The sequence below is a fragment of the Longicatena sp. 210702-DFI.1.196 genome (assembly GCF_020563125.1).
Taxonomy (GTDB): domain Bacteria; phylum Bacillota_I; class Bacilli_A; order Erysipelotrichales; family Erysipelotrichaceae; genus Longicatena; species Longicatena caecimuris.
The window spans coordinates 1-861 of the sequence record NZ_JAJCPX010000087.1; the positions used below are offsets into that span (position 1 = coordinate 1).

Consider the following 861-nt stretch of genomic DNA (forward strand, 5'->3'; position numbering starts at 1 on the left):
TATTCTCAAAATCGGTCAAACAGCTAGTTGATAAAGAAAAGACATGGGTACTCCTTGAAAATGATTTTCATGATGTTTTAGACAGCAAAGGAAATATAATATATCGATACAAATCATGTATCGATAACTACACATATGAATATAAAGACGAAAATGGAATCAAACATTCAAAGACAGTAAAAGAAAAACGTGTTTGTACATTTTCCCCAAAGCTACAACGAAAAAAGTTAATGGAAATCGACAAAATGATTGAAAGAGCGCAAAGATTACGAGCATCAGAAGCAAAGAAAGAAGAGTATGGGGAAAGTGCGAGATATGTAAATTTTGTGGATAGAGATGGTAAAAAAGCCCATACAGTACTAAATGAAGAAAAGATAGATATGGATAGAAAACTAGCAGGCTTTAATCTTCTAATCACTTCCGAATACAAAATGGAAGATCAACAGATATATGAAGCATATCATAATTTATGGAGGATTGAGGAATCTTTCAGAGTTATGAAAAGTGAATTAGACGCAAGACCTGTCTATCTTCAAAAAGAGAATAGTATAAAAGGACATTTTCTTATATGTTATACTACGGTACTACTAATACGACTGTTTCAATTCAAGATACTAAATAACGAATACTCAACAAGTGATATATGTAGTTTTATCAAGGAGTTTAAAGTTGTACAGATCAACGATTCAAGATACATCAACATGACACGTTCTTCTGATTTCATCACCAAGCTTTCAGCTCTATTAAAACAACCAATCACAAATTATTATCTTACCAATAAACAAATAAAAATGATGCATACTCGTTAGCTATAATTTCGAGTTTACACCATTTTTTTACTTTTAACTTCTAAAGATAGGT

General features: G+C 31.0%; 1 protein-coding gene. It reads left to right on the top strand.

Annotated features, from left to right (window positions below; all coding sequences use genetic code 11):
• Nucleotides 1-809: transposase (locus LI241_RS15470; protein WP_227151460.1), on the top strand; the 809-nt coding region annotated here is incomplete at its 5' end.
• Nucleotides 810-861: the final 52 nt, after the last annotated feature.